Genomic DNA, 21,784 nt, shown 5'->3' with positions numbered 1-21,784 from the left:
GACGTCGGCGGGGGTGCATGGGGGTGCTCTCGCGGAGTTCGCGGTGTTCGGGGTGTTCGCGGGCGCGAAGCATCTTCCGCGGCTGCGGGGGCAGCAGGCGGAGCGGGTGTGGAGTGGCCGCTGGGTGATGGGGCAGGTGTCGGATCTGACGGTGCTCGTGCTCGGGCTGGGCGGGATCGGCGCGGTGGTCGCGGCGAAGCTGTCCGGGTTGGGGGCGACGGTGATCGGGACCTCGCGCAGCGGCGCATCGGTGCCGGGGGTGGCTCGCACGGTCCATCCGGACGACGTCGGCGAGGTGCTCGCGCAGGTGGATGCGGTGGTGGCGACGCTGCCGGGCACGGATGCCACGCATCATCTGATCGGGACCGAGTTCCTGTCCGTGTTGAAGCCGGGGGCGACGGTGGTGAACGTGGGGCGTGGCACGGTGATCGACGAGTCCGCGCTGCTGGAGGCGTTGGATGCCGGGGTGGTGGGTTTCGCGGCGCTGGATGTGTTCGAGGTGGAGCCGCTGCCGGCGGAGAGCGCGTTGTGGGGGCATCCGCGGGTGCTGGTGAGTCCGCATACGGCGGCGTTGGATGTGCGGGAGGAGCGGCGGATCGCGGAGCTGTTCGCCGAGAACGCGACCCGGTTCCTGGACGGGCTGCCGATGCGCAACGTGGTCGACACGGTCGAGTTCTACTGAACGGGAAAGGGAACAGAGGATGAGTAGTCCTTTTGAGTCCACCAGTCCTTTTGATCTGGCGGGGCGTCGTGCCCTGGTGACGGGTTCCAGCCGGGGCATCGGCCTCGCGATCGCCCGGTCGCTGTTGGGCGCGGGTGCGCAGGTCGTGATCCACGGCCGAGGCGCGGAAGCCGCGGAGGCGACGGCGGCGGCGCTCGTGTCGCAGTTCGGTGCGGGGGCGGTCTCGTCTGCCGGGTTCGACGTCACGGATGAGGCGTCGGTGATCGAGGGGGTCGCCCGGGTCGAGGCCTCGGGCCCGGTCGACATCCTGGTGAACAATGCGGGGCTGCAGCATCGGGAGCCGATGTTGGAGGTGAGCGTGGCGGACTGGGAGCGGGTGATCCGCACGGATCTGACCAGCGCGTTCCTGGTGGGGCGGACCGTCGCGCGGGGGATGATCGGGCGGGGTGCGGGTGCGATCGTGAACATCTGCTCGGTGCAGACGGATCTTGCCCGTCCCACGATCGGTGCGTACACGGCCGCGAAGCACGGGCTTCGGGGCCTCACCCGGGCGATGACCGCGGAGTGGTCGGGCAGTGGGGTGCGGGTGAACGGTGTCGCCCCCGGGTATATCCGCACGGAGCTGACCCAGGCTCTCGTGGATGATCCGGCGTTCAACGCGTGGGTGCTGGGGCGCACCCCTGCCGGCCGGTGGGGTGAGCCGGAGGACATCGGCGGGACCGTGGTCTGGCTGGCGTCGGACGCGTCCCGGTTCGTGACCGGGCAGGTCGTGTTCGTCGACGGTGGAATGACGGCGGTCGTCTGATGGCCGGCACGCTGCACGCGATCGTGATCCACGAGGCCGGGGATCTGCGCATCGATGAGATCCCGGAACCGGTACCCGCCCCGGATGAGGCGGTGATCGACATCGTCTACGGCGGCATCTGCGGATCCGACCTGCACTACTGGCAGCACGGCGCGGCCGGGGAATCGATCCTGAAGGCGCCGATGGTCCTCGGTCACGAAGTCGTCGGCATCGTGCGCCGGGCCGCCCCCGATGGCACCGGCCCCGCGGAAGGCACCAGGGTCGCGGTGCACCCGGCGACCCCGGCCAGGGAGCACGTCCGCCATCCCGCTGACCGGCCGAACCTGTCCGGGGGCGGCTACCTCGGATCCGCGGCCCGGTTCCCGCACCGCGACGGCGCGTTCGCGCAGCGTGTGACGATGCCCACCCGGATGCTGCGGGCCCTGCCGGCCGGGATCGATCTGCAGGAGGCCGCGCTGATCGAACCGGCCAGCGTCGCCTGGCACGCCGTCACCCGCATCGGCGACGTCACCGGGCTGTCCGCGCTCGTCGTCGGGTGCGGTCCGATCGGACTGCTCACGATCGCGGTCCTCAAAGCCCGCGGCGCCCGCCGCATCACCGCGATCGACCTGCACGACCGGCCCCTGCAGATCGCCGCCGAGCTCGGCGCGGACACCGTCCTGAAACAGCCCGATGACGCCGACATCGCCGCGATCGACGCGGACGTCGTCATCGAATCCTCCGGAAGCCACCGGGGCCTGGACACCGCGATCCGCGGCGCCACCCGGGGAGGGGTGATCGCGATGGTCGGGTTGCTGCCGGCAGGCCCCCAGCCGGTGCAGATCGCGCTCGCGATCGCCCGCGAACTCGACCTGCTCGGCTCCTTCCGGTTCAACGACGAGATCGATGACGTCATCCGCGCCCTCGCCGACCGGAAACTGCGCATCGCGCCCGTGATCAGCCACGTCACACCCTGGCGGCAGGCGGCCACCGCGTTCCAGATCGCAGCAGATCCCACCGTGTCCAGCAAAGTGCTCCTCAAGTTCGGCCCGGAACGAGGCAGAAAATGACGACTCCCGCGGCGGCACCGGTCATCGTGGTCATGGGCGCATCCGGATGCGGGAAGTCCACGATCGGACAAGCCCTCGCCGACCGGCTCGGGGTCGCGTTCGCCGACGCCGACGACTTCCACCCGCCCGCCAACATCCAGAAGATGTCACAAGGGACACCCCTCACCGATGAGGACCGCACCCCCTGGCTGACCGCCGTCGGCGAAGAACTCGACCGGAACACCCTGACCGGCATCGTCATCGCGTGCTCCGCCCTCAAAACCGCCTACCGCGACCTGCTCCGCGCCCACGCACCTCGCGTGTTCTTCGTCCACCTCGACGTCACCAGGCAGGTCCTCGCGAACCGCATGATCGTCAGATCCGAGCACTTCATGCCCCTCACCCTCCTCGAATCCCAACTCGCGACCCTCGAACCCCTTACCCCGGACGAGACCGGCCTCACCCTCAACGCCGACCAGCCCGTGGAACACATCACCACCCTCGCCGAGCAGGCCATCCGCACCCGCTGAACACCCCATGCACCCCCACAACCCCGCCCCGCACGGCAGCCCCGCCGGCTACAGCCAAGGCTGCCGCACCCGTGCGATGTGCCCCCACGGGCAAGGATCCGAGTTCCTCTCCTGCGCCGAAGCCGCGATCCGCCGCCGCGGCGACTACCGCCTCTCACACCTCCCCGCCCACCAGCCGCTACCCCGACACGTGCTCACCGAACCCGCGACGCCAACGGAACCCGCCGTGCGCGAAGTGCACGGCACCCCCTGGGGATACGCCCGCGGCTGCCGCGACACCAGGACTTGCCCGAACTGGGCCCGCGGCGGCATGACCTGCCCCGAAGCACGCCGCCGCTACATGCAGACCTACACCGCCCGCCGCGCCGCAGGAACCGGCACCCCCATCGAACACGGCACCTCCAACGGATACCTCCTCGGATGCCGCAACCCCGCAACCTGCCCCGGCGACACCACCGGACACACCTGCACCGACGCGCGGTCGCGCTACCGGCAACAACTCGCCAGAGCAGCCGGAATCCACCCACGCACCGAGAGCATCGACGCCCGCGCCGCCGCCACCAGAATCCGCGAACTCCGATCCCTCGGCCTCTCCCTCCGCCACATCTCCACCCTCACCGGAACAGGCCGCACCACCATCGCCCAACTCACCGGCGAAGGCAAGACAGTGAGGACCCGCATCACGCCCACCACCCTCGACCGCATCCTCGCCATCGACGTGACCGCCCTCACCACATCAGGCGTGCGTACGGACGCGCACGAGCGAACCCAAGCCCTCGCGTCCTGAACACACCACAAACCCCGGGCAGGCTGCAAACCCATGGCTGAGTGACACAGCCTGCCCGGACCCCCACACGATTCATGCGGCGCGGGCGGCCCGGGCGTCGCGGATCAGTTCGGATCGCGTCTTGTGCGCTCGCGCTGCGCGCAAGAGGTCATGACTCGCCAGCGGTCGTCGCGGCGTGAAATGGCTCGGCGCCACGGCCGGGACGACCTCGTCCACGCTTCTTGAGCGCGTCGACGTCGTAGCAGGCTTCGGTCTCCGCAGCCCATGCTGCGATCTGCTCTTCCGTGATCTGCACGCCGTTGATGCTCTCGCTGAGGCCGATACCCGGGACACAGACCGATTCCCGCAGGAGCTCGACGAGGGCATCGCCGTGGGTCAGCTGCGGATGGTGACCGGCGCCCGTGATCGAAATCAGCTCGACGTCCGGGAGGGACCTGAGTAGGGCCACAGCGTCCGGAGCCAAGGGGTCTTCGCTTCCGGTGATGATGCGGACCGGGCCGCGGAATCGTCCCAGCGCTTCCCGGAGCTCGGCGCGCCACCGCTTCGATCCCGCGAGGGCGAGTTGCTCGGCCACCCTCTTCGCACGGCTCCGCTTGAGGTCGTCACGGCTCGACGCGAGAGCGGCCGCGCTCGCTTCGGATCCGGTCAGCATCCGTGACAGGCGAGCCGCGTCCGTGCGCCGCAGGTAGGCGGCGACCAGCGGCCGAAGTCTGGTCGAAGTGCCGGCCGGAGCTTGGAGGAAGAACGGCGCGATCAGAGAGAGGGTCCTGACCTTCTCCGGGAAGCGATCTGCCGCGATCACCGCGGCGGCAGCGCCGATCGAATGGCCGATGAGATCAGCGGGCTCCTCGCCCAGCACGGCGGGGAGCCATCGTTCCCAGTCCCGAATGCCCGTGCCGCCGCTGAGGCCGAGTCCGGGCAGGTCGACGGCCCGCGCGCCGATGTCCGACGCCACGTCGGCCCAGGTGTCCGCGTTGACCGGCAGGCCGGGAAGGATCAGACGGTCGGATCCGGATTCGCCGAGCTCGAAGGTCCTCAGGCCGCCGGCATCGACGAATCGACGGCCGCCCGTCATGTCCGCGCCGAACCGGTGCGCGGCCAGATGGTCGGCCCAGCGTTCGAGCGACAGCCGCACGTCGGGCATCCGGATCCCGTGTCGGTTGGCGAACTCGACGGCGGACCCGGTCGGATAGCGGTCGGCGGACATGAAGGTGAGCGTTTCGGGATCCGCCTTGGTGATCCGCTGGGGGAGTCGCTCGATGACACCGACCGGTATCCGCAGCCACGGCACCTTCGCGCCGAGATGTCGGCCGACGTGCGTCAGGAGGTCGGCGAGTGGTGGCGTGTCATCGTCGAGAATCCAATAGGCCATGCCGGCGGCAGCCGGATCGACCGCCGCTGCGGCCATGAAAGCAGCCAGATAGTCGACCGTCACGACCGGGAGGAAGGTCGATCCACCTCCGGGAAGCGCTGCTGCGGAGCCGTCCCAGAGCTGCTCGATGGTGGTGGCCAATCCGATGAGCTGGTCGGACTCCCCGGTGGTGCTGTCGCCGATCACGCTGGACGGGTTGACGATCGTCCGCGGGATTCCGCGTTCCAGGGCTCCGGCCTGGAAGATCGCGTCGGATTCCACCTTCGATGCTTCGTAGGCGCCGAGCTCCTCGTAGACCGCGGCGCGGTGATCGTCTGACCACGGGATGGTCGCGGGGTCCTGCCCGCCGACACGGTAACCCGACACATGGACGACGCGCTGCAGGCGGGGGAGGTCCGCGGCGAAGTCGATCAGCTTCTCGACGATGCCGACGTTCGCGCTGTGTGCCTCCTCGGCGGTCATCCCGAATCGGTAGGACCCGGCGCAGTTGTGGATCTCCGTGACGGATGCGAACGCGGTGGGGCCGCCCTTGAAGATCTCGGGAGCGTCGAAGTCGACGATCGCCGTGCTGATCCGCCGTGTCACGCCGTGCTCCTCAAGCCACTGCTCGATCCGAACTCCGGACTCGGCGGTTCGAACCGCCGCCGTGACCTGGGCGCCGGCCTCGGCAAGGGTCAGGACGAGGTGCCGGCCGACCAGGCCCGAGGCCCCGAAGACCAGGGCATGACGGGAGTCGTCGTGAGGGGTCATCGCGCCTCTCCCGCCCCGCAGCGCTGCTCGATGAGCGTTGCCACGACGTCGGCGGCCGAGGCCAGCGGCTGGACGCTCCGCATGGCGCGGGAGACGATGGCCGCGCCCTCGATCGTCGACACGATGACGGTTGCGAGAGACCGGGCTTCCTCGGCGTCGACACCGTTGGCCTCGAGGAACGCGGCCGTCGCAGCGATCCACGACTCGAACGCAGCGACGCACGCGTTCCGCAGCCGCTCGCTCTCGGCGCCCATCTCCAGGGTGACGACGGAGACCGGGCACCCCAACCGGAAGTCGCTCCCGCTGACGATGGCCGAGAGGGCCGCGATCACAGCGCGAGCGGCCTCGGCCGCGCTGCCCGCGGACTCAGCGGCCTCGGCGATCAGCGTCTCGAACTGCTTCGCAGCGAGCTCGACCGCAGCGACACCGAGGCCCTCCTTCCCATCAGGGAAGTGGAAGTAGACGGACCCCTTGGGAGCCGCTGCGTGCTCGATCATCGCATTCAAGCCGGTGCCGCTGAAGCCGCTGGTCTGGATGAGCTCGAGCATGGACTCTGCGAGCCGTGCCTTCGTCAGGTCTCCCTTGGATGTCATGCCACTCAGAATAGACCGGTCTATATATTTTGCAAATCGGGACAGCGACGGAGCTGAATCCTCATCGTGTGAACGCCGAAGACTCCTTGCGCCCTCTGGGGTTGGGACGCAAGGAGTCGGTTCATCGGCTTCGGGTGCCGGATCCTGAGGCTAGGCGCACCACTCGATCGTGATCGTGCCGCCCTGGCGTGAGGTCGTCGACGTGGACTGGTTCCAGGTGGATGTCGTGCCGACGACGCCGGATGCGGTGTCGAGGTAGCTCGTTCCGCCGGCGCCTCCCGCGCCGAGCGCGATCGCACCACTGCGCCCTCCGCGTGAGCCGCTGCCGCCGCCGTGGTAACCGCCGCCGCCCGCTCCGGCGCCGGCCCCCCACGGTTGACCGCCGATCGAAGACGATACCCCGGCGCCGACCGCGCCGTCGCGAGACGCCGTCGCCAGTCCAGGTGCCGAGTAGTAGGTGCCGTCCGCGGTAAACGTACCCGCGCCCGCCGCTGCGCCGGATACGAGACCGCCCGGCAGGTCGATTCGGGAGCCGGTGAAGGTGTCATACCAGTTCGCCTCGCCGTCGCGATCGGCGTCGCCGCCGCGCCCGCCGTCGTAGTACGTCCAGCCGACTCCGTAGATCCCTCCGGCGCCGCCTCCTCCGCCCGCGACCACGAGAGGTTGCGAGCCGCGCGAGATCGCTGATCCTGCTCCTCCCGGCGCACCTCCCCACCAGCTTCCGGGGCCGCTGTTCGCGTTGTCGGCTGCCGGATCCGAATCGCCGCCGTTGCCGAACCCCTGCCCGCCGGTGACGATCGAGGGGCTCGCGGTGAACGTGGTGCGGGAAGCGCCGCCCTGGCCCACAATGAGGTCCAGCGTCTCACCGGGCACAACCGGGATTGTGGCGGTGACGAGTCCGCCGTTCCCGCCGAGGATCGTCCAGTTGGCGCGTGTTGAACCTCCGGCACCGCCGGACACGATCACGTTGAGCGAGGTCACCTTCGCAGGAACCACGAACACGGTCGTGATCCCCGCGGCGCTCGGCGAGTCCGGAATCGTGAAGAACGTCTTCTGCGTCGCGCAGGCCGGGACGGTCGAGGCCGTAGCCACCGGTACCGCGACCGCGGCGGCGAGAACGGGGAGGGACCAGGCTGCGCCCTTCACGATCGCTCGGCGCCGGATGAGGCGGCTCGGCGATCCCCCCGGATCGGATGCTGAGCTCGACTGCTGCTCGCTGGTGTTCCACTCGTTCATAGATTCCCCTTCGCACAATGTCGTATCGGCCCGCGGGCTTTGCCGCTGGGCGAGAGTGCATTTGGTCCATTTCATCGTCTGGAATGTCGCGACCCTGGGGTGAAACCGAAATCAGAGAGCAAATCGCCGCAAGTGCGAGAGGAAGTCGTCGGGTATTCGACGAGGACTGTCCGTGTCGTGCTATTCCTTTGTCGTGCCGGTGATTCGGGTACGGGTTCGGGCGCGAATCATCGACACGGGGGCGGACGTTCGGAGGTCGGAGATCTTCGAGCGTCCGTGGCCCCGGACTATGGGAGTCCCGGGGTGCCGCCGGGCTACCGGCGGGTCCGGGTGGGGCGGCGGCTAAAGGCCCGAGCATGCCGCTCTACCCGGGCTTCATCAGGCTTCGACGAGGGCCCGGTCCGCGCTAGGCGCCCAGGGATGTCGCGTTGTCTTCCTCGAATCGCTGGAGCGCGTCTCGCATGCGGCGCGTCGAAGTGAAGCCGGAGAGTCGCGCGACGGCCTCGGCGGAGTGTCGCCCGCTGCGCTGCCGCGACGTGATGAGGGCGTGCGCCGAGAGGACGCGATGGCGTTCGATCTCGCGTCCGGGAGTGGTGTCCTGTGCGGCGAAGACCCGATGCAGGTGGGGGACGGAGACGCCGAGCAGGCGCGCGAGCTGCGCGACGTTGAGCGCGCGGTCGGAGTGCCGGGCCTCGATCAGCTGGATCGCCTCCAGGAAGCGGCGCGAGAGCTCGTCGCTGCGCAGGTTCTCCACGACGAGAGAGTTCACGACGGCGGCCGAGAACAGCGTCAGCACGGACTCGTTGAGGAACGGATCGTCGAAGCGGATGTCGTCCTGCTCGGCTCTCGTCACGACGGTGTTCGTGGTGGCGGCGATGAGGTTCCAGTACAAGTCGGGGAGCAGGCGCGGGCCCTGCAGGGCACGCAGCAGCAGGCTGTCCCCGCGCTCCAGGTCATCGAACTCCCAGTAGAAGCGCGCCCAGCTCTTCTCACAGGAGATGACGACGGGGGAGTCGGAGCGCACCACGAGGATGTGCTTCGGTGGCAGCTCGTAGGAGCGGTCGCGGACCGCCACGCGCCCCATCCCCTCGATGCCGATGACGATCCGTGCTGCGCGCCGACGGGGCGCCGTCGTGCTCGTCAGGTGCGACGCCGCCGACCAGATGCGACTCGCGACCCACTTCTGCGAGGTCGCGGAGTGCGCGACGATGCGAGGAAAACGGCGATCGAGGGACTTCCACCCCAACGACCGCAGGCGCTGCTCGTCGACGAAGATGTCCGTGCTGTTCTGCTTGTTCATGGTCCCCCAGCCCTTGAAACGCATTGACCAGAAATAGCATGGGATCAATGAGAATTGATCCAACCTGCGATTTTCTCTCGTCACATATGCGAATAGATCTCTTGTCGCGATTCACGCCCCCCTTCGGGTTCCCCGTGCGATCCTCGCGATTCCTGGCGCGCCTGTACCAAAGTCGACGCGGACGAGACGAATTGCGATTGCGTAGACGATTGTCTTGCGATACGAATGCGCGCCGGGTCAGGCTCTCAGGCCGTCGAGGATCTGTCCGATGCGAGCTGTTCGCGCTCCGGCCACAAGGCCCGCCGTGCGCCGTAGGCGTCGTCGACCAGCACGGAGCGCTCGTCGAGCAGCAGGGTCCGACGCGTTTCCGGATCGAAGGGCGGCCAGTCGGCGGCGCCGGTGCGGGCGAGCGCGGCCCAGCCGTCACCGATCCGGTCGGCGAGAGCGGCGGGCGCGTCGGAGCCGGCGAAGCGGCGCGAGGCATCCGTGTCGAGCAGATCGAAGACGAACGGGATGTCGAGCGAGTGGCAGGCGCCGAGCACACCGTCGCGGACCGATGAGCGGTAGCGGAACTCGTAGCGCCAGGTGGGATGGCCCGCACGAGTGTGGGCGATCGCGAGTCGCTCGGTCGGAGCGGCGAAAAGGCTGTCGCCGAGGACCGCGGCGAACAGATCGCGCGGCGCCGTGCGCTCCTCGAGTGCGGCGTAGCCGGAGCGGGCGGCGGCGGGGTTGGGATGGTCCGACAGCAGCGCGAGGAGATCGTCCTCGCCGAGGCCCGCGCCGGGCAGCAGCTCGGTGAAGAGGCGGGCCTCGTCCCTGGTGCTGCCCAGGATGAGCGGGACGGGCGCGCCGCGTCCGGCGGACACCGCGTCGAGCGGACTCTCGCTCAGGAGCGCTTCGTCGGCGATCGGCAGGAATGCGGCGAGCTCTCCGCGCTCCTCCATGATCGCGTCGAACCGCTCCTGAGCCGCGAGCAGGTCTTCGACAGGAACGGCGCGCAGGCGCTCGAGATCTTCCGGGGCGGTGCCGAGCAAAGCGGTGAACTCCGCGGCGCGCTGCGAGGCCTCCTCTGCGGAGAGGACCATCTCGCCGCTTCCGCTCTGCATGATGGCCCGGTGGAAGAGGCCGCGGGAACGCGGAGCGGCGAGGTGCGCGGCGATGCTCACCGCTCCCGCCGACTGCCCGAAGACCGTGACGTTCCCGGGATCTCCGCCGAATCCGGCGATGTTCCGACGCACCCAGTGGAGGGCGGCGAGCTGGTCGAGGAGCCCCGCGTTGCCGGATCCGGGCACTCCAGGGAGGCTCAGGAACCCGAGCGCTCCCAGCCGATAGTTCACGGTCACGACCACGACATCGCGCCGGGCGCTCAGCCGGTGGCCGTCGTAGACCGGGTCGGATCCGGATCCCCAGGAGAACGCGCCCCCGTGGATCCAGACGAGCACCGGGCGGCGGGCGTCGTCGACCGCGGGAGTCCAGACGTTGAGGGTCAGGGATCCGGCCTCGGACGTCGTGTAGTCGGGGAGGCCGAACATCTCGCGGCGCCCCAGATCGACGGTCTGCGGCACCGCGGGGCCGAACTCCTCGGCCGGGCGCACCCCCGACCACGGCTCGGGCTCGACCGGCGGCGCGAAGCGGAGGTCGCCAAGGGGATCCCGGGCATAAGGGATCCCGCGGAACACGAGACCATCCTCGAGGGCGACGCCGCGGACCCGGCCCAGGCCGGTCTCGGCGAGCGGAGAGGCGGAGGCCGTCACCTCACACGACCTTGCGCACCGGGAGGATTGCGAGGGCGCCGATCACCGCGATCACTGCGGCGATCGCGAACAGGCCCGCGTAGCCGACGAGGGAGACCACGATCGCGCCGATCGAGGCGGAGAGCACCTGGGGGATCACCATGCCGAGGTTCATGATCCCGAGATCCTTCGCCGCGTCCTCCGGGCGGGGCAGGACGCGGTTCACCAGGGCGGTGTCGACGGACATGTAGATGCCGAAGGCGATGCCGTTCACGACCGCGAAGGCGTACATCGCGGCCATGCTGGCCTGCACGAGCGGGATCACGAGCGAGACGGCGAGGCCGGCGCCGGCGATCAGCACGAAGACCTTGAGGCGCCCGGTGCGGTCGGCGATCGGGGCGGCCAGGATCGATCCGACCACCGACGCGGCGCCGTTGATCGCGAACAGCAGAGCCGCCTGCGGGACGGCCTGGTCCTGCGCGAGCCCGACGTAGTCCTGCAGGGCGAACATGAGGAACGCGAAGAGGAGGAAGTAGCCGAGCATGAGCAGCACGCGCGCGATGAAGACCCAGGCGAAGTCCGGGTAACGGCGCGGACTGACCCAGAACGTCGCGAAGAACTCGCGGAGCCGGAAGGGCTCTCGGGGCAGCGCCCGGGAGTCGGTGTCGGGGCTGACCACGACGAACAGCACGGCGACCGCGACGATGAGGATCGCGAGCAGGACGTAGCCGCCGGACCCGGCGAGCTCCGGGAACACGACGAACATCAGCGACCCGACGAGCACGCCCGCGTTGAGACCGGTGCCGACGAGCGACGATGCGAGGCCGATCCGCGCAGTCGGCACACGGTCGGGGACGACGGCCATGAACGCGGCCTGGAACGCATTGAGCGTCAGGCACGTCGCGGCCCAGCACAGTCCGAGCACGGCGATCGAGGGTGCGGCGATCTGCAGCAGCAGCACGGCCGCTCCGCTCACCGCGCCGACCACGATCCAGGGTGCGCGCCGCCCGAATCGCGAACGGGTGCGATCGGACAGGTGACCGAAGACCGGGTTCGCGATCGCGGCGGCCACGGTGCCCAGCACGCTCGCGATCGCGAGTGCGCCGGCGTCGGTGGATCCGGTGAGGGCCTGCACCTGCACGGGGAGGAGGATGCTCGGCACCGCGGTCCACACCATGAACAGGACGATCATCGTCGTCGGAAGGGTGATCGCGAGCGTGCCGAGTCGCGGGCGGGACGGCGCGGCGGTCGCCGTGGACGTGAGGGTCGGAGCGGAGGCTTCGTCGTTGAGAGCCATGGGTTCGCCTTTCGGGTGGGTGGAGCTCAGGGGCGGGGGAGGACGACGTCCAGGGAGAGGACGGGGACGGCGAGGGAACGGTTCACGGTCACGCGGAGGGGACCCTCCGGCACTCGCCAGCCGGAGTCCGTCCAGCGCCGGAGCGCTTCGGGCCAGATCCGGACGTCGACGACGGCGGTGGCACCGGCCTCGGTGGACACCGGAGCGAATCCGAGCAGCCGCGGCGGCGTGCCGACCTCGTCGAGATACACCTGCACGATGTCGCGGCCGGGGCGCGTGCCGGTGTTGCGGACGCCAATCGTCACGATGACCTCGCCGTCTCGCGTCGTCGCCGCAGCTGTCTGGTACTCCCAGTGGGTGTAGCCGAGGCCGTAGCCGAGCGGGTAGCGCGGCGCGACCTCCGCCCGGGAGCCGAAGCGATCGCGCTCGCCGTAGTCGAGGACGCCATCGACGGGGGTGACAGAGGGGAGTCCGCTCTCTCCGGACGGGATGGCGACCGGCAGGCGTCCGCCGGGCTCGCGCCAACCAAGCAGGCAGTCCGCGAGCGCACGGGCGCCCTCCTGCCCGGGGAACCAGGCCAACAGCACGGCTGCGGGCAGTTCGGCCCAGGGGAGCAGGACCGGCGAGCCCGCGTTCACCACGACCACGGTGCGCGGGTTCGCCGCGCACACCGCGCGGACGAGTTCGTCCTGGCGGCCGGGCAGTGCAAGGCTCTCGCGGTCGACGCCCTCGGTCTCGTGCTCGGCGGTCGTCCCCACCACGAGGATCGCCACGTCGGCGTCCCGCGCGGACGCGACGGCGCGGGAGATCAGGACATGGTCCTCGGGCGTGGGCGGCAGATGTCCCAGATCGATGAGGTGCCAGTCGGCCTCGGCATCCCACTCGTGCACGACGGTGAGGCGGACCTCGCGGTCGCCCGCGACGTCGATGCGGTGCTCGTACGGTTCGACCAGCGGTGAGAGCGGATCGCGATCCGGCACCGCCAGAGTGAACGCCTGCGGGATCCTGTCGTCGATGCGGACCGAGTAGGTGCCGTTGCCGCGCACGGACAGCCCGTGCATCCCCGCCTCGGTGAGACGGACCGTGGCGGACACGACGACGCGCGCGGTGCTTGCGGGGACCGCCTCGTCCAGGACGAGATCGGCGTGCCGGCGGTGCTCGGTGAGAAGCGTCGTGCCCGCGGCGTCCTCGAAGCGCAGAGTGAGTCCCGCGGGGATGCGCTCGTCCGCGAGCGGGGGCAGATTGCGGTGGATCGCGACGCCGGACTCGACGGTGATGGTCGTGCCGTCGCCGAGAGCGTGCCGCAGCCGCTCCTCGAGTCCTGGCCTCGGCTTCGGGCGCACCTTGGCGCTGCCTCCGCCCTGCAGTGTCAGCCGCTCGGCGAGCGGGCCGATGAGGGCGATTCGGGCCGGTGCGGCGAGAGGGAGGGCCCCATCGTTCTCGAGCAGCACCATGCCGGAGGCCGCCAGATCGGCGAGCGTCTCGTCGAGGTCATCGGCGGCGTCCGCATCCCCGGACGCGGTCGCGCGGTCGCGGCGTCCGGCCAGTCTGGACAGGGCGGCGAGCTTGTCGTCGATCGCCTCGGCAGGCACCTCGCCGCGGATCACGGCGTCGACCAGCGCCGGCCCCCAGGGGCCGTCGGGGCCGGGCATCGACAGATCGAGACCGGCCAGCGCGGTGGCCGCAGCCGAACGTGCGGCGCCCCAGTCGGAGACGACCGCGCCGCGGAAGCCCCACTCCTCGCGCAGGATCCGGTGCAGGAGTTCGTCGTTCTCGGTGGCGGTGACGCCGTTGAGGCTGTTGTAGGCGGCCATGACCGCGTCGACGTCGCCGCGGCGCACGGCGGCCTCGAACGGGACGAGGTAGACCTCGCGCAGCGTCTTCTCGTCGATCCGGGCGTCGTAGCTCAGCCGCTCCGTCTCCGACTCGTTGGCGACGAAGTGCTTCGCCGTCGCCACGACTCCTGCCGACTGGATTCCGCGGACGAGACCGACGCCGATCCGTGCGGTCAGCTGAGGATCCTCGGAGAGGCACTCGAAATGGCGACCGCCGAACGGTGTGCGCTGCAGATTCAGGACAGGGGCGAGCAGCCAGTCGACGCCCGCGCCACGCGCCTCGGTGCCGAGCAGTTGTCCCGCCCGTTCGGCTGCGCACTCGTCCCATCCCGCCGCGACGGACGTCGGATTCGGCAGCAGCACACCCTCGCTCTCGATCCCGAAGGCGCCGCCGCGCACCCCTGCCGGTCCGTCGGAGAGGCTCAGCGAGCGCAGTCCGATCGCGGGGAGTGCGCGGGTGCGCCAGCCGTCCTGGCCGGTCAGCGATGCGACGCGGTCGTGCAGATCGTCCTGGATCGTCGTTCGCGGACTCGCGGTCGCGGTCATGGTCGCGGGATTTTCGGGCAACAGCGCCCCCTTCGCTCGGGTTGGCCACGAGCGTAGACGCAAAAACCGTGATGCTTCGTGGTTTGTTATCGAAACGAGATTATTGGTTCCCCTAGACTCGCTGTCATGCCCGCAGAAGAAGCCCAGGCCTCCGCGGAGCCGCGGGCGCACGGCTACGCCGTCGGCCAGCGCACCCGCGCCAGAATCCAGGGCGCGGCACTGCGCGAGTTCGCCGAGTACGGGTATCGCGGCTCGACCATGACCCGCATCGCCGAGCGGGTCGGGATCTCCGAGGCCGGCCTGCGTCACCACTTCCGGTCGAAGGACGAGCTCCTCGTCGAGATCCTGCGCGATCGCGACCGCGCGTCGGATCGCAACTGGGAGGCGGCAGGGCGGCCCGTCGGGAAGGCGGATCTGGCGTACAACCGTCGCCTGCTCGAACTCAACGTCACGGTGCCCGATCTGGCCAGGCTCTTCGCCGTGGTCGTCGGGGAATCCGTGACCGTCGAACACCCCGCCGCGGAATGGGCGCGGGAACGGTACCGGAGCATCAGCGCGACGATGGCCTACAGCGTGCGCGGCGGCATCGAATCGGGCGAGTACCGCGCGGACATCGATCCCGACCAGATCGCACGACAGATCATCGCTGTCATGGACGGCCTGCAGACCCAGTGGCTGCTGGATCCGGAGCGCATCGACCTCGTCGCGGACTTCGAGGCGTATGCGACCGGGTTGATCCACAGTCTTCGCCCGGACGCCGTCTGACAGCCGCAGCGCGGTTGAGCGGGGCCGGTCTCAGGCCACGGTGATCCGACCGCCCTCGATCCGGATCACGCGGTCGGCGGCGGAGATCGCGTCCTCGTCGTGCGTCACGCAGGCGACGGCGGCGCCGCGGGTGGCCTCCTCCGCAAGGATCGCTCGCGTCCGTGCCCGGCTCTCGGCATCCAGGCCGGCGGCGGGTTCGTCGAGGAGGAGGATCCCGGGGTGGCGGACGATGCCCTGGGCGAGCAGCGCGCGCTGGCGCTGGCCTCCGGACAGCTCCGAGAGCAGGGTCCGCTCCCGGCCGGTCAGGCCCACACGGTCGATCGCCTCGGCAACCCTCCGACGTGCGACTCCGCCGACGTCCTTCTGTCGATGCTCCTTTCGGCCCCACAGGCCCATGGCCACGACGTCGGCGACCGTCAGGGGAAGCGCGGGCGGAGCGTCGGGGCGCTGCACGACGAGAGCGACGCGGTCGGAGCGCCAGGCGGTGCCGGAGCGCGGGCGGAGGACGCCCGCGAGCACTTCGAGCAGCGTGGATTTCCCCGCGCCGTTGGGTCCGGCGATCGCGGTCACCTCGCCGGCGTGCAGCCGCATCGAGACGTCGTCGAGCACCACGAGGTCTCCGTAGCCGAAGCGGAGCGAGGTGGCGAGGATCGCGACTCGAGGATGATTCATAGCCGCCACTGTAGCAATTGATAATCATTCTCATTTGTGGTTAGGATCGGGACCCATGTCCTGGTTCACCGATCCCTTCAGCGCGGACTTTGTCCTGCGCGCTCTCGTCGGCGGCGTGCTCGTCGCCGTCATCTGCGCGGTCGTGGGCACCTGGGTCGTGATCCGCGGGATGGCGTTCCTCGGGGAGGCGCTCGGCCACGGGATGCTCCCCGGCGTGGCCCTCGCCACGGTCATCGGACTGCCGCCGATGGCGGGCGCCGCCGTGTCCGCGACGGCGATGGCAGGCGCGATCGGGATCCTGCAGCGGCGGGGGCGGCTGTCCTTCGACACGAGCATCGGCCTGCTCTTCGTCAGCATGCTCTCGATCGGTGTCATCGTCGTCTCGCACTCGCGGACGTTCGCGACCGACGCCACCGCGATGCTCTTCGGCGACATCCTGGCGGTCGATGGCTCCGACCTCGTCGTGCTCGCCCTGGCGCTGGCGGCGACGCTCGTGGTGGCAGCGGCCTTCCACCGCTCCTTCGTCGCCGCCGCGTTCGACCGGAGGATCGCCGCGACGCTCGGCCTTCGTCCTGGGCTCTCGCACGTGGTGCTCGTCGGCCTCGTCACGCTCGCCGTCGTGTCGGCGTATCAGGCCGTGGGGACGCTGCTCGTGGTCGGACTCCTGCTCGCGCCCGCAGTCGCCGCCCGGTCATGGGCACCGCGGATTCCGGTGACGATGGCGCTCGCCGCACTCCTGGGTGCTCTCGCGGTCGCATCCGGGCTGATCCTCTCGTGGCATGCGGGTACCGCTGCCGGCGCCTCGATCGCCGGCGCCGCCGTGCTGATCGCGGCACTGTCCGGGATCCTGCGCGCCGCGTTCCATCCGCGCCGAGCCCGGCGGTCGGACCCGCCCGGCGTCGAGCCGGCGACCACGGCGTCCGCACTTCGCGATGACGCAGCAGCAGACGCCTTGCCGCTCTCCATCGACGCTTCGCCCGCCTGAACATCCGACCGTCCTGATCCCTGGAAAGGCCTCGATGCCCGCCCCTCACCGCACTCCGACCCGGCATCGCGTCACCGCACTGCTCGGCACGGTACTCGTCCTCCTCTCCGCTTCCGGATGCTCCGGACCGCCGCCCGCAACAACCGCTCCGCCTTCTTCGGCGGCCGGGCACGGCGCGATCACCGGGGCGGAGGAGGTCGCCGAGCCGCCGCTCATGCTGCTCTCCGTCGACGAGCGTGGCGAGGTCGGTCTCGTCGACCTGCTCGACGGCGCGGCGTCCGCGGTTGGCCGCATCGGCGCGCCGCGTGCACTCGCGAGTGACGGCCGCTACGCGTTCGTCACGACCGATGCGGGGATCGAGGTCGTCGACAGCGGAGCCTGGACCTGGGATCACGTCGACCATTTCCACTACTACCGTGCGGCGCCCGCGATCCTCGGTACGGTCCGGGGTGACGGCCCGGCCGTCCTCGCCACCGGTCCGCTCGCGACGGCCGGGTCCACCGGCATCTTCTTCGAAGGATCCGGCGAGGCCGTGCTGCTCGACAACGAGGCACTCTCGAAGGGGAGCGTCGAGGAGTCGTTCCGCCTGCGCACGGGCGCCGCCCGCGGAATCGTGGCGCCCTGGGGCGAGGGCGCCGTCATCGCCGTCGACGGTGTGCTGCGCTATCACGACCGATCTGGAACGCCGTCCGGTGCGGAGGTCGACTGCGCGGATCCGGCCGGGAGCATCACCACGCGGGCCGGCCTTGCGATCGGCTGCGCGGACGGCGCCGTGCTGGTCACCGGCGACGGCGAGCCCGTCTTCGAGCGGATCCCCGTCGTCGACGGCGGATCCCGTCCGCTCGGCTTCGACGGACGCAAGGGCCGCCCGACCGTCGCCGGCGTGACCGGAGGCGACGGGTTCCTCCTGCTCGACACCCGGGAACGCGCGTGGTCCAGAGTCGCGACGGGGCAGGCGCTCGTGCGTGCCGTCGCGGTGGATGACGAGGCCGGCCATGTCGTCGCGCTGGACGGGGAGGGGCGGATCCGTGTCTATGCCGACGGCGCCGAGATCGCGGCGACCGCACCCGTGGTCGTCGGCGATCCAGGGGTCGCGTCGTTGTGGCTGGACGCCCAGCGCGCGTACATCGGATCTCCTGCCGAGGGCGTCGTCCGGGAGATCGACTACGCCGACGGGGCGCGCATCGCCCGCACGATCGAGACGCCGACCCGTCCGGTCTTCTTCGCGGAGGTGGGTCGATGACGCGCCGGATCCTCGCCGTGCTGGCGGTTGTCATCGCGTTCGGCGCCGTGCTCACGGGGTGCAGCGGGACGGGGGTCGTGTCGGTGCGGCCGCAGATCGTCGTGACGACCAACATCCTCGGCGACGTCGTCTCGCGCCTTGCGGGGGAGCAGGCGGACGTCACCACGCTCATGAAGCCGAACGCCGATCCGCACTCCTTCGAGATCTCGGCTGCGCAGGCGGCACGACTCGCGGAGGCCGACCTGCTCGTGTCGAACGGGCTCGGACTGGAGGAGGGGCTGCAGCAGCATCTCGATCGTGCGGCCGAGTCCAGGGCGCGGATGTTCGTGGCCGGCGACCGCATCGAGGTGCTGCCCTACACGGCAGGCGATGCGCGGGGCACGCCGGATCCGCATTTCTGGACGGATCCGGCGAGGATGCGCGACGTCGTGGACGCTCTCGAACCCGCGCTCGCCGAGATCGACGGCGTGGACGCGGCGGAGATCCGAGCGAACGCGGACGCCTACCGCGCCGAGCTCTCCGCACTCGACGCCGAGATGGTGGCGGCCTTCGCGGCGATCCGGGTCGAGAAGCGCGCCCTCGTGACGAATCACCATGTGTTCGGCTATCTCGCCGACCGATTCGGGTTCCGCGTGGTGGGCGCCGTGATCCCGGGCGGCACGACCCTCGCCGCGCCGAGCGCTGCGGACCTGCGCGACCTCGTCGCTGCGATCGAGGACGCGGGAGTGCGCACGGTGTTCGCCGAGTCCTCCCAGCCCGATCGCCTGGTCCGCGTGCTGGCGGAGGAGGCCGATCTCAGGGTCGAGGTCGTCGAGCTCTACACCGAATCCCTGACCGCTCCGGGAGCGGGAGCGGACAGCTATCTCACGATGATGCGGGCCAACACGGCGCGTATCGCGCAGGGTCTCGGCGCATGAGGCCATCTCGAAGAAAAGGAAGAACGATGCAACGACACAGACGACGCCTCACGGCGGCAGCCGTCTTCGCGGGAGTCGCCGTCCTGGCGACAGGGTGCGCGAGCACCGCGGGAGGGGCCGCGCCGCCCGCCACCGAGGCGGCGACGGAGAGGATCGCCGTGACCTACCCGCACGGGATCGCGGTGCTCGACGGCGCCACGCTCGAGACGGTGAAGGAGTTCGACACGGAGGAGTTCACGCGGGTCAACCCGTTCGGCGACGGGCGCACGATCGCGGTGACGACTTCGCGGGGATTCCAGATGCTCGACACGGCCAAGCCCGCACTGACCGATCTCACCATTCCGGCCACGACGGCGGGCCACGTCGTGGCGCACGACGGCAAGACCCTGCTCTACGACGACGGCACGGGCGGGACGACGATCCTGGACACGAACGCGTTCTCCGGCGGGTATGCGGCCGCTCCCACGGGGGAGAGGCACAAGGCTGCGAGCGCCCACCACGGGGTCTCGATCGCGCTCGAGGACGGCACGCTGCTGACGACCGTGGGAGACAAGACCGCGCGGACCGGCGCCGAGGCGCTGCGCCCGAAGAACGGCGGCTGGGAGCAGATCGCCGTGAACGCGCAGTGCCCGGGGATCCACGGCGAGGGAACGGCGAAGGGCGACGCGACCGTCTTCGGCTGCGAGGACGGCGCGCTGCTCTTCAAGGACGGTGCGTTCACCAAGCTCGCCGCCCCCGCCGCCTACGGCCGGATGGGCAACGCGTTCGTCTCTCCCACGAGTCCGATCGTCGTCGGCGACTACAAGAACGATCGCGACGCCGAGGGATACCTGCTCAACGCGGTGACCCTGATCGACACCGCCGCGAGCACGTACCGTGTCGTCGACCTTCCGCCCGCCGTGCAGTACACGTTCCGCGATGTGGCCCGCGGACCCGGCGACCTCGCGTACATCCTCGCGACCGACGGCTCGATCCACGTGCTGGATCCGTCGTCCGGCGAGATCGCGCGGTCGTTCCCGGTCGTCGAGCCGTGGCAGGGGCCGGCCGAGTGGCAGGATCCGCACCCGGCGATCAAGGTCCGCGGTGATGTCGCGTACGTGACGGAGCCTGCCGCCAACAGCGTGCACGTGGTCGACCTCGCGTCGGGCAAGGTCCTCACCACGGCCCGCCTGAAGCACACGCCGAACGAGATCGCGGTCGCGTCCGACTGAGGCATCCTTTTGGGGCGCGCTCTGTCGTTTTGGGGCGCGCCCCTCCGTGTTCTACGGACGAGGTGCGCCCCAAAACGGGGGAGTGCGCCCCGAAACTGGGGTCGGGGGTCGGCTCGGTTGCCTCGGTGCTCGATGCGGTCGCCCTTGCCGGATGGGCGCCCTGGCCTGACTTTGGGGCGTGTTCTGTCGTTTTGGGGCGCGTCTCTTCGTGTTCTGGGGGTGAGGTGCGCCCCAAAACGGGAGAGTGCGCCCCAAAAGGGGTCGGGAGCGGCGAGCCGGGGACCGGGTTGCGGGGTACGCGAGCCGGGAGCCGGGAGCCGGGATCCGGGACGCGGGTTGACGAGTCGGGGGATCCGGAGTGCGCCCCGAAAGTCCGGGCCGGCTACTCGCTGAGGCGGCGGTGCCGGCGGAGCCTCCGGAGGCCGGCGGGGTCGGGTCGGCCGTCCGGAGCGTCGGCGATCGCGCGCAGGCGGGCGCGGGCCTCGGACGGATCGAGGTGCATGCCGATCGCGACCAGCTCACCGAGCTCGGGCGCCTCGGTCAACGCCTCCACGTGCACCGAGGCGCCGACGACGTTCACCAGGTAGCCCCGCTCGCCTTTGGCCCCGCGCACGCTCACCCGGCCTTTGACGCGGTACGCGCCCGGCGGCGGATCCTCCAGCAGGTCGACGAGCGCTCCCGGCGGAACGGGCCCCGCGAGGGCGACGGACACCGCCTCCGCGTGCGGGTGGTGGTGCTCGCCCGCGTCCTCGCGAAGCAATCGCGCCAGCGGCAGCTCGTCCACCGGGTCCTCCGTGCTCGCAGTGTCGAAGACGAGGGAGGGATCGATCCGTCCGCTGCGCGCCTCGACGACGTGCACCGAGGGATTGCGCAGGCGCACTCGTTCCCGGATCCTCGCGAGCGTTTCCGCCCGCTCGCGGTCGGGCAGCAGGTCGGCCTTGCCGAGGACGACGAGCGAAGCGGCCGCGAAGCGTGCCGGAGGATCGGGATGCGTGTCGACCGTGCGGAAGTGCTCGTACGCGTCGATGACCTCGACGACGCCGCCCGGCCGCACGTGTTCCGCGCCGCTGAAGCGGATCACCCTGGCGAGCGCCCCCGGCTCGGCGACGCCGCTGGCCTCGACGAGGATCGCATCCAGGCGCAGTCGCGGATGGGAGAGCCGCTCGAGCGCGTCGTCGAGTCCGCCCGCGTCGGGCAGGCAGCACAGACAGCCGCCCGAGATCGCCGCCGCCTCGTCGATCTGGCCGCTCACGAGCGTTGCGTCCACGTTGATGCTGCCGAAGTCGTTCACGACGACGCCGAGCCGCGCGCCCGGCGTGCGCAGGAGGTGGTTGAGCAGGGTCGTCTTGCCCGCTCCGAGGTATCCGGTGAGCGCGATGACGGGAATCCGGCGGGTACCGGCGGGCTCTGCGTGGCCGTGCTGTGTCGTCATGCGCGTCCCCGCCCGCCTGTTCCGTCCGTCGAACACAGTCTATTGAGAACAGATATCAATAGTGA

At 70.4% G+C, this 21,784-nt stretch carries 19 protein-coding genes; 10 read left to right on the top strand and 9 right to left on the bottom strand.

What is annotated here, in order from left to right; genetic code table 11:
- Positions 1–43 precede the first annotated feature (43 nt).
- The 5 genes from CQ044_RS18740 to CQ044_RS18720 all read left to right on the top strand — a co-directional run bounded on the left by CQ044_RS18740 (position 44) and on the right by CQ044_RS18720 (position 3,832).
- On the top strand, positions 44–682 hold the full coding sequence (locus CQ044_RS18740) for a D-2-hydroxyacid dehydrogenase (RefSeq protein ID WP_258133372.1): 639 nt from the start codon (positions 44–46) through the stop codon (positions 680–682).
- A 19-nt stretch (positions 683–701) separates the two neighbouring features.
- A complete protein-coding gene (locus CQ044_RS18735; RefSeq protein WP_105689867.1) occupies positions 702–1,487 on the top strand; it encodes a glucose 1-dehydrogenase in 786 nt (261 codons plus the stop codon).
- Positions 1,487–2,536, top strand: coding sequence for an L-idonate 5-dehydrogenase (locus tag CQ044_RS18730; RefSeq protein ID WP_105689866.1), 1,050 nt, complete (start codon positions 1,487–1,489; stop codon positions 2,534–2,536). Before CQ044_RS18735 ends, CQ044_RS18730 begins: the two co-directional genes overlap by 1 nt.
- On the top strand, positions 2,533–3,045 hold the full coding sequence (locus CQ044_RS18725) for a gluconokinase (protein WP_258133371.1): 513 nt from the start codon (positions 2,533–2,535) through the stop codon (positions 3,043–3,045). The genes CQ044_RS18730 and CQ044_RS18725 overlap by 4 nt, the downstream gene beginning before the upstream one ends.
- A gap of 226 nt (positions 3,046–3,271) precedes the next feature.
- Complete coding sequence (locus tag CQ044_RS18720) at positions 3,272–3,832, top strand: helix-turn-helix transcriptional regulator (RefSeq protein WP_146116838.1); 561 nt, start codon at positions 3,272–3,274, stop codon at positions 3,830–3,832.
- Between the two features lie 148 nt (positions 3,833–3,980).
- On the opposite strand, the gene CQ044_RS18715 is transcribed toward CQ044_RS18720, so the two are convergent.
- From CQ044_RS18715 to CQ044_RS18685, 7 genes are all read right to left on the bottom strand, one after another.
- Positions 3,981–5,954, bottom strand: coding sequence for an alpha/beta fold hydrolase (locus tag CQ044_RS18715; RefSeq protein WP_308736933.1), 1,974 nt, complete (start codon positions 5,952–5,954; stop codon positions 3,981–3,983).
- Positions 5,951–6,547: a TetR/AcrR family transcriptional regulator gene (locus CQ044_RS18710; protein WP_105689864.1), complete on the bottom strand. Its 597-nt coding sequence runs from the start codon at positions 6,545–6,547 to the stop codon at positions 5,951–5,953. The genes CQ044_RS18715 and CQ044_RS18710 overlap by 4 nt, the downstream gene beginning before the upstream one ends.
- Positions 6,548–6,697: 150 nt before the next feature.
- Entirely contained in the window at positions 6,698–7,783 is a 1,086-nt protein-coding gene (locus CQ044_RS18705) for a hypothetical protein (protein ID WP_105689863.1), read from the bottom strand.
- Positions 7,784–8,189: 406 nt separating this feature from the next.
- Positions 8,190–9,083, bottom strand: coding sequence for a helix-turn-helix domain-containing protein (locus CQ044_RS18700; RefSeq protein WP_146116837.1), 894 nt, complete (start codon positions 9,081–9,083; stop codon positions 8,190–8,192).
- A 245-nt stretch (positions 9,084–9,328) separates the two neighbouring features.
- Positions 9,329–10,837, bottom strand: a complete 1,509-nt coding sequence (locus CQ044_RS18695; RefSeq protein WP_105689861.1) for a carboxylesterase/lipase family protein — start codon at positions 10,835–10,837, stop codon at positions 9,329–9,331.
- A gap of 1 nt (position 10,838) precedes the next feature.
- On the bottom strand, positions 10,839–12,113 hold the full coding sequence (locus CQ044_RS18690; RefSeq protein WP_105689860.1) for an MFS transporter: 1,275 nt from the start codon (positions 12,111–12,113) through the stop codon (positions 10,839–10,841).
- A gap of 26 nt (positions 12,114–12,139) precedes the next feature.
- Entirely contained in the window at positions 12,140–14,515 is a 2,376-nt protein-coding gene (locus CQ044_RS18685) for a glycoside hydrolase family 3 C-terminal domain-containing protein (protein WP_146116836.1), read from the bottom strand.
- Between the two features lie 105 nt (positions 14,516–14,620).
- Between CQ044_RS18685 and CQ044_RS18680 the strand changes: the two genes are divergently transcribed.
- On the top strand, positions 14,621–15,259 hold the full coding sequence (locus CQ044_RS18680; RefSeq protein WP_105689858.1) for a TetR/AcrR family transcriptional regulator: 639 nt from the start codon (positions 14,621–14,623) through the stop codon (positions 15,257–15,259).
- A 30-nt stretch (positions 15,260–15,289) separates the two neighbouring features.
- Here the strand turns inward: CQ044_RS18680 and CQ044_RS18675 are convergent, their stop codons facing one another.
- On the bottom strand, positions 15,290–15,931 hold the full coding sequence (locus CQ044_RS18675; RefSeq protein WP_105689857.1) for a metal ABC transporter ATP-binding protein: 642 nt from the start codon (positions 15,929–15,931) through the stop codon (positions 15,290–15,292).
- 55 nt (positions 15,932–15,986) lie between these two features.
- Between CQ044_RS18675 and aztB the strand changes: the two genes are divergently transcribed.
- From aztB to aztD, 4 genes are read left to right on the top strand one after another with little or no spacing between them, the layout of a single operon-like run.
- Complete coding sequence (gene aztB / locus CQ044_RS18670; RefSeq protein WP_105689856.1) at positions 15,987–16,916, top strand: zinc ABC transporter permease AztB; 930 nt, start codon at positions 15,987–15,989, stop codon at positions 16,914–16,916.
- A gap of 34 nt (positions 16,917–16,950) precedes the next feature.
- On the top strand, positions 16,951–18,159 hold the full coding sequence (locus CQ044_RS18665; protein ID WP_105689855.1) for an ABC transporter: 1,209 nt from the start codon (positions 16,951–16,953) through the stop codon (positions 18,157–18,159).
- Positions 18,156–19,076 carry a zinc ABC transporter substrate-binding protein AztC gene (gene aztC, locus CQ044_RS18660; RefSeq protein ID WP_105689854.1) on the top strand — a complete coding sequence of 307 codons (921 nt, stop codon included), beginning with the start codon at positions 18,156–18,158 and terminating at the stop codon, positions 19,074–19,076. Before CQ044_RS18665 ends, aztC begins: the two co-directional genes overlap by 4 nt.
- Positions 19,077–19,102: 26 nt before the next feature.
- On the top strand, positions 19,103–20,287 hold the full coding sequence (gene aztD, locus CQ044_RS18655) for a zinc metallochaperone AztD (RefSeq protein WP_105689853.1): 1,185 nt from the start codon (positions 19,103–19,105) through the stop codon (positions 20,285–20,287).
- Positions 20,288–20,669: 382 nt separating this feature from the next.
- On the opposite strand, the gene CQ044_RS18650 is transcribed toward aztD, so the two are convergent.
- Complete coding sequence (locus CQ044_RS18650) at positions 20,670–21,719, bottom strand: GTP-binding protein (protein ID WP_105689852.1); 1,050 nt, start codon at positions 21,717–21,719, stop codon at positions 20,670–20,672.
- Positions 21,720–21,784 lie beyond the last annotated feature (65 nt).

Origin of the sequence: Microbacterium sp. MYb64 (genome assembly GCF_002979495.1) — a bacterium.
In the GTDB taxonomy this organism is placed as follows: Bacteria; Actinomycetota; Actinomycetes; order Actinomycetales; family Microbacteriaceae; genus Microbacterium; species Microbacterium azadirachtae_A.
Note: the sequence above shows the minus strand (reverse complement) of the source record. Positions and strands in the feature narration are given on the sequence as shown.